The organism is Bradyrhizobium sp. UFLA05-89 (assembly GCF_059803475.1).
Map to the genome: position 1 here is coordinate 126,120 of NZ_JBANBA010000011.1, position 6,531 is coordinate 132,650.

At 64.8% G+C, this 6,531-nt stretch carries 6 protein-coding genes and 1 pseudogene; 2 read left to right on the top strand and 5 right to left on the bottom strand.

Annotated features, from left to right (window positions below):
* Positions 1–78 precede the first annotated feature (78 nt).
* The 5 genes from SO139_RS08880 to SO139_RS08900 all read right to left on the bottom strand — a co-directional run bounded on the left by SO139_RS08880 (position 79) and on the right by SO139_RS08900 (position 4,383).
* A complete protein-coding gene (locus tag SO139_RS08880) occupies positions 79–1,722 on the bottom strand; it encodes a lysine--tRNA ligase (protein ID WP_449384478.1) in 1,644 nt (547 codons plus the stop codon).
* 199 nt (positions 1,723–1,921) lie between these two features.
* A complete protein-coding gene (locus SO139_RS08885) occupies positions 1,922–2,836 on the bottom strand; it encodes an ABC transporter substrate-binding protein (RefSeq protein WP_449384479.1) in 915 nt (304 codons plus the stop codon).
* Positions 2,837–2,930: 94 nt separating this feature from the next.
* Complete coding sequence (locus SO139_RS08890; protein WP_449384480.1) at positions 2,931–3,521, bottom strand: SCO family protein; 591 nt, start codon at positions 3,519–3,521, stop codon at positions 2,931–2,933.
* Positions 3,522–3,546: 25 nt separating this feature from the next.
* A complete protein-coding gene (locus SO139_RS08895) occupies positions 3,547–3,741 on the bottom strand; it encodes a hypothetical protein (protein ID WP_449384481.1) in 195 nt (64 codons plus the stop codon).
* A 120-nt stretch (positions 3,742–3,861) separates the two neighbouring features.
* Complete coding sequence (locus tag SO139_RS08900) at positions 3,862–4,383, bottom strand: hypothetical protein (protein ID WP_449384482.1); 522 nt, start codon at positions 4,381–4,383, stop codon at positions 3,862–3,864.
* Positions 4,384–4,642: 259 nt separating this feature from the next.
* Here SO139_RS08900 and SO139_RS08905 point away from each other — a divergent pair, with 259 nt between their 5' ends.
* Together SO139_RS08905 and SO139_RS08910 are read left to right on the top strand one after the other, a co-directional pair.
* Positions 4,643–6,301, top strand: a complete 1,659-nt coding sequence (locus SO139_RS08905) for an FAD-binding dehydrogenase (RefSeq protein WP_449384483.1) — start codon at positions 4,643–4,645, stop codon at positions 6,299–6,301.
* Between the two features lie 4 nt (positions 6,302–6,305).
* Positions 6,306–6,531, top strand: a pseudogene (locus SO139_RS08910) (alpha/beta hydrolase family esterase); the annotation flags it as partial.

Sequence of the window (6,531 nt, forward strand, 5' to 3'; positions counted from 1 at the left end):
CCAACGTCTCTGGAATACTGGATCGTCCGCTCGAGTGCGCAATTGCGCACAAGGCGGACGATGACATCGAATGCGCGGCTACGCACTCCTCGCCAGCGCGCCGTCGATCATGTTGACGGCGTTCTGGATGCCGTAGACTGCGACAAAGGAGCCGAAGCGCGGGCCTTTCTCCTGGCCGAGGAGGACCTGGTAGAGCATGTTGAACCAGTCCAGCGTGACGCCGGGACGGCCATCCTTGCCCTTCTTGACCTGATCGAGGAACGGCTCGCGGCGGCCGATCTCGTAGACGACGTTCTGGATGTCCTCGGCCGACGCCTCCTGCGGCAACTGCGAGAGCGCATCGCGCAGGTCCTGCAATGCGGCGCGCTCGCTATCGGTCGGCTCGCGGAACTGCTTCGTCGGCGCGACGAAGTCGCGATAGTAGTTGATGGCGTAGCCGACCATCGCGTCCAGCTTCGGATGCGTCTGCGGGCTCACGCCGGGGCGGTAGCGGCGGATGAAGCCCCACAGCGTCTCGGCGTTCTCCGCGTTCGACGACGACACCAGCGTCAAGAGGAGCTGGAAGGTGACGGGCATATCGGCCTTCGGCGGATGGCCGTCATGAATATGCCAGACGGGATTGCCGAGCTGTTGCTTGGCATCCTGCCGCGGAAAGCCGTCGAGGAACTGCTGATAGTCGTCGACATTGCGCGGGATGACGTCGAAATAGAGCCGCTTCGCCGCCTTCGGCTCGCGATACATGAACAGCGACAGCGATTCCGGCGGCGCATAGCGCAGCCATTCGTCGATGGTCAGGCCGTTGCCCTTCGACTTCGATATCTTCTGGCCCTTCTCGTCGAGGAACAGCTCGAAATTGAAGCCTTCGGGCGGCGTGGCGCCGAGCGTCCTTGCAATGGCGCCCGAGAGCTTGACCGAGTCGATCAGGTCCTTGCCGGCCATCTCGTAGTCGACGCCGAGCGCGACCCAGCGCATCGCCCAATCCGCCTTCCACTGGCACTTCACATGACCGCCAGTGACAGGCGTCTCGACCTCCTCACCGGTGTCGGGATCGACATACGTGACGGTGCCGGCAGCGACGTCGCGGCGGATCATCGGCACCTGCAAGACGACGCCGGTGGTCTTGCTGATGGGCAAGAACGGCGAATAGGTCGCGCGGCGATCCGGCCCGAGCGTCGGCAGGATGATCGCCATGACCTTGTCGTAGGCGGCAAGCATCTTCAGCAGCGTCGCGTCAAAACGGCCCGAATTGTAGTAGTCGGTCGCGCTGGCAAACTCGTAGTCGAAGCCAAAGCTGTCGAGGAAGGCGCGCAGGCGGGCATTGTTGTGGTGCCCGAACGACGGATAGTCGTTGGAGAACGGATCCGGCACCCGCGTCAGCGGCTTGCCGAGATGCGCGGCCAGCATCTCCTTGTTGGGCACGTTGTCGGGGACCTTGCGAAACCCGTCCATGTCGTCGGAGAACGCGATCAGCCGCGTCTTGATCTTGTCCTCGGTGAGCACGCGGAAGGCATGGCGCACCATCGAGGTGCGCGCGACCTCGCCGAAGGTGCCGATATGCGGCAGGCCGGACGGGCCGTAGCCGGTCTCGAACAGCACCTCGTCCTTCGGGCTCTTCTTCAGCCGCGCGACGAGCGCCTTCGCCTGCTCGAACGGCCAGGCGTTGGATTGTTCGGCGAGCGCACGCAGATCGCTCGGGCTGGCGGCAGGGTCAATAACGGACATTCAAGGGGCCTCCGGGCCGCGGAAAATAGCGATTTCCGGGCAGAATGCAATTTTGTGGGCGATGTCAGACCCTCACCCTGAGGAGCGCGCTCTTCGCGCGCGTCGCGAAGGGCGAGGCCGAGAGAGAGCCGGGCCTTCATCCTTCGAGACGCTTGCTTCGCAAGCTCCTCAGGATGAGGAGCTGATGACGGGGCGACGGCTAAAACGGGCTCACCGAAAAATACCGCAGCCACAGATCGGTGTAGCGGCCTTTTTCCCAGACGCGGAACAGCGCCCAGTTCAGCGCCTGGCGCAACAGGTCGTTGCCCTTGCGCACGGCGATGCCGACACCCTCGCCGAAGAAGCGGCTCTCAATGAAGGGGCCGCCGGAGAACGCGCAGCAATCGCCGGAATCCGTGCCGTTGATCCAGAACGCCAGCGAGATGGCATCGCCGAAGATGAAGTCGACCTCGCCCCGGCGAAGCGCGGTGCGCAAGGCCTCGTCGTTGGGATAGCCGTGCAGCTCGGCGTCGGTGAACATCGCCTTGAGATACGCTTCATGCGCGGAGCCCGCTATGACGCCGACCTTCTTGCCCTCGAGATATTCGGGACGGATTTCCGGCATCACCGCGTCCTTGCGCGAGGCGAAGCGTGCAGGCACGCGATAATAGGGATCGGTGAAATCGGCGCGCGCGCGGAGCTGCGGGCTCACCGCCATGGACGCGATGATGGCATCGCCGCGGTTCGAGGAGAGCGCGTCGATCAGCGTCTCGAAACGGCGCATCTGCACGGTGCAGGTGACCTTGATCTCCTCGCACAGCGCGCGCGCAAGATCGACGTTGAAGCCGGCCGGATTGCCGTCTGCGCCGGTGTAGTTGAACGGCGGATAGTCGGTTTCGGTCAGGAAGCGGATCACGGTCAGGCGCGACAGGTCCGGCCGTTCGGGCCGCCGGCGGGGATCCCAGAAGCCGGGCACGGCCTGGGGAGCGGCTTGAGGCGCTCCAGGCGCCGGCTTGGCCGGCGCCTGCGCAAGGGCGCCGGGCGCCGCCGACAACAGGCAGGCACCGACCGCCGCCAGCCCGATCAGGAGGCGGCGGACAGTTTTGAGCGATTTCGCCTGTTGCGATGGGGCCATCGGTTTGAGATTAGCGGGATTTTGTTGGGATCGGAGGGCCTTATAGACCATCCCGCCGGGAACGCGAGTGGGGATTACGGCCGGTTCGGCGATCTCAGAGGTACCGCTTCAGCTCGGCCGCGGCCTCCTCAGGCGGGCGCTTCATGTTGAACGGAGCGACGAACCTCCCGTCGCGGTCCATCAGGTAGATCAGCGCGGTGTGGTCCATGGTGTAGTCGCCGTCCTTCGTCGGGACCTTCTTGGCGTAGACGCGATAGGACGTCAGCACCTTGGTGGTCTCGGCCGGATCGCCGCTGAGGCCTTCCAGATGCGGATCGAAGCTCGAGAGATAGTCCTTCATCGTCGACGGCGTGTCTCGCTCGGGATCGACCGAGATGAAATAGGCGTTCACCTTGTCGGCGTCCTTGCCCATTGCCCGCAGCACTTCCGAGATCTCGAACAGCGAGGTCGGGCAGACGTCCGGGCAATGGGTGTAGCCGAAGAAGATCAGGGTCGGCTTGCCCTTCAGGCTCTTGTCGGTGACGGTCTTGCCGTTCTGGTCGGTGAGCGCGAACGGCCCGCCGATCGCGGCCGGCTGAGCCACCTTGCTGACCCCGCCCATGGCCCAGAACATCACGAGCAGCCCGACGACGAGGCTTGCGGCGAAGGCGGTCGCGATCACCAGCGGGCGGGCAGTCCGGCTCATCGTGGAGAGAATCCCGTTGTACGGATCAGAAGCAGGCCGACAGGCCGGCCCTGATCACCTCAAAAAACACCTGGCTGCCGTAGTGGAACCACAGCGCCAGCGTGGCCAGCAGCGTAAGTCCGCCGAGCCCCGCGCCCGCAAATAGCAGCACGGATGGCGTCCCGCCGGCAGTGGGCGAATTGTCCGATACCGGATGCGCTGATTGCAGTGGTTGAGCCATGACAATGATCGCGGCGATACGCGCCGGTTCCCTGCCCCTCAGATAGGCGCTGGCCCGCGCCCGGGCAAGCGCCGCGCGTGGGCCAGAATAGCTCCCGGATCAGCTCGTCCTGATGGTTTGTTAGTGAAGCAGCTGCCCGCGGGCGGATTCCAGTTCTCCCGCTTGCGGGAGAGCCCGGCGCGACGGGCGGCTGGTCGCGGCCTGCGCGTCCATGTAGCAGGGCTTGTACATCGACTCGAGCTGCTTGCCCCTGAGGAAGATCATGTGCGGGGTGAGGCCGCCACGTTGCGAGATCCAGCGCCGCACCTGCGACGGATACATCGCATAGAGCATCTGGGTCGCTTCGGGATTGGTGATGGCGCGGCCGTTGACGCCGAAATCCCAAGCGGCGTGGAAGCCGAGCGTCGCATGCGAGGTCACGCAGATGCGGTCGCGCGGGATGGCCCCGAGGACGATGGTACAGGCCGAGGCGCAGAGCCCGTCGATGATGACGGTCTCGCCGGACTGGCGCAGGTCCTGGTATCTGTCGACATAGGTTCCGATGCGGCCGCCACGGTCGTCGGCGATCCGAACCACCGCGTGAGAGGCCCCCATGCCCGCGAACAGGAGAACCGCTGCGAGCAACCCCGTCAGAAACTTCATGTCCCCCGCCCCAGTCCCATTCGAATCTGTGTGTCAGGTGGTGATGCGCCGCTAACGTCCGTCCTAACCGTGGTTTTGTCTAGGCGCGTGGGCTCGCTCAAAACAAATTCAAATCCGGTGTTGCGCCCGCGCTGCACTTCGCCGATCCCCCCGCCGTCCCAACACCAAAGTGGAACAAGTTAACGGATTCTTGTGTCGCTCCTCTTGATCTCAGCGACGGCGGCTGACTTCAATCCGGATGATTACAGGGGGGAACTCAATGGCTGAGCAGGCGGACGTCATTGTCGTCGGCGCGGGGTTGTCGGGGCTGGTGGCTGCAACCGAAATTGCCGATGCCGGCAAGCGCGTGATGGTCGTCGATCAAGAGGGCGAGCAATCGATCGGTGGCCAGGCGTTCTGGTCGTTCGGCGGTTTGTTCCTGGTCAACTCGCCGGAGCAGCGCCGGCTCGGCATCAAGGATTCCGCCGAGCTCGCGCTGCAAGACTGGCTCGGCACCGCGGGCTTCGACCGCGACGAGGACCACTGGCCACGGAGATGGGCGGAAGCCTATGTGGCATTCGCGGCCGGCGAGAAGCGATCATGGCTGCGCGCGATGGGCCATCGCATCTTTCCGGTGGTCGGCTGGGCCGAGCGCGGCGGCTATGACGCGATGGGGCACGGCAATTCGGTGCCGCGCTTTCACGTGACCTGGGGCACGGGACCCGGCATCGTCGAGCCGTTCGAGCGCCGCGCGCGCGAGGCGGCGAGAAGCGGCCGGCTGGCCTTCAAGTTCCGCCATCGCGTCGATGCATTGAACATCACGAATGGCACGGTCGACGGCGTGAGCGGCAAAATCCTCGCGCCGGACAGTGTCGAGCGCGGCAAGAGCTCCTCGCGCGACGTGGTCGGCGACTTCGCGCTGAAGGCACAGGCGGTGATCGTCGCCTCCGGCGGCATCGGCGGCAATCACGATCTGGTGCGGCAGAACTGGCCGAAGCGGCTCGGCGAGCCGCCAACATTCATGATCTCCGGCGTGCCCGAACATGTCGACGGCCGCATGATCGGCATCACGGAAGGCATCGGGGCGCGGCTGATCAACCGCGACCGCATGTGGCATTATGTCGAGGGCATCCAGAACTGGAATCCAATCTGGCCACATCACGGCATCCGCATCCTGCCCGGCCCCTCCTCGATGTGGTTCGACGCCACGGGCACACGGCTGCCGGCGCCGCTGTTTCCAGGCTCGGACACGCTCGGCCAGCTCGAATACATCACGTCGACCGGCTATGATTATTCCTGGTTCATCCTGACGCAGAGCATCATCAAGAAGGAATTTGCGCTCTCAGGCTCCGAGCAGAATCCCGATCTCACGGGAAAAAGCTGGCGCATGACGTTGCGCCGCGCCACCAACAAGGGCGCGCCGGCACCGGTGGAAGCGTTCAAGAGCCATGGTGTCGACTTCATTGTGCGTGACAAGCTCGAGGAGCTCGTGCCGGCCATGAACAAGCTCGCCGGCAGCGATCTTCTCAGGCTCGACCATGTCAGGATGCAGATCGAGGCGCGCGACCGTGAGATCGCCAATCCCTTCGTCAAGGACGCGCAGGTGATGAACATCCACAATGCGCGCCGCTATATCGGCGACAAGCTGATCCGCACCGCCTCGCCCCATCGCATCCTCGATCCCGAGCATGGACCGCTGATCGCGGTCAAGCTCAACATCCTGACGCGCAAGACGCTCGGCGGGTTCGAGACCGATCTGGACTCGCGCGTGTTCGGACAAGAGGGCCAGGTCATTCCCGGGCTCTACGCCGTAGGCGAAGCCGCCGGCTTCGGCGGCGGCGGCGTGCACGGCTACCGCTCACTGGAAGGCACGTTCCTCGGCGGCTGCCTGTTCTCGGGCCGCAACGCCGGGCGCGCCGCGGCGAAGGCGGTGGGCTAGCTCAATGTTGTGGCGGATGGGCATCGGAGTTCTTGCTGCGGTGCTGCAGTTCGCCGCACCCGCACGGGCCGACACGATCGACATCAATGGCGTGACGCGCACGTTCATCATGATGCCGGCGCCGACCAAGCCTGCCCCCCTCGTCATCGTGCTGCACGGCAAGACCCAGCGCGGCGCCGACATGGTGACACGGACATCCTGGCCGCTGATGGCCAAGCGCAACTCCTTTA

Coding starts and splice junctions, on each gene's coding strand:
- SO139_RS08880 (WP_449384478.1), bottom strand. CDS start 1,722: ATGTCCGTTATTGACCCTGCCGCCAGCCCGAGCGATCTGCGTGCGCTC.
- SO139_RS08885 (WP_449384479.1), bottom strand. CDS start 2,836: ATGGCCCCATCGCAACAGGCGAAATCGCTCAAAACTGTCCGCCGCCTC.
- SO139_RS08890 (WP_449384480.1), bottom strand. CDS start 3,521: ATGAGCCGGACTGCCCGCCCGCTGGTGATCGCGACCGCCTTCGCCGCA.
- SO139_RS08895 (WP_449384481.1), bottom strand. CDS start 3,741: ATGGCTCAACCACTGCAATCAGCGCATCCGGTATCGGACAATTCGCCC.
- SO139_RS08900 (WP_449384482.1), bottom strand. CDS start 4,383: ATGAAGTTTCTGACGGGGTTGCTCGCAGCGGTTCTCCTGTTCGCGGGC.
- SO139_RS08905 (WP_449384483.1), top strand. CDS start 4,643: ATGGCTGAGCAGGCGGACGTCATTGTCGTCGGCGCGGGGTTGTCGGGG.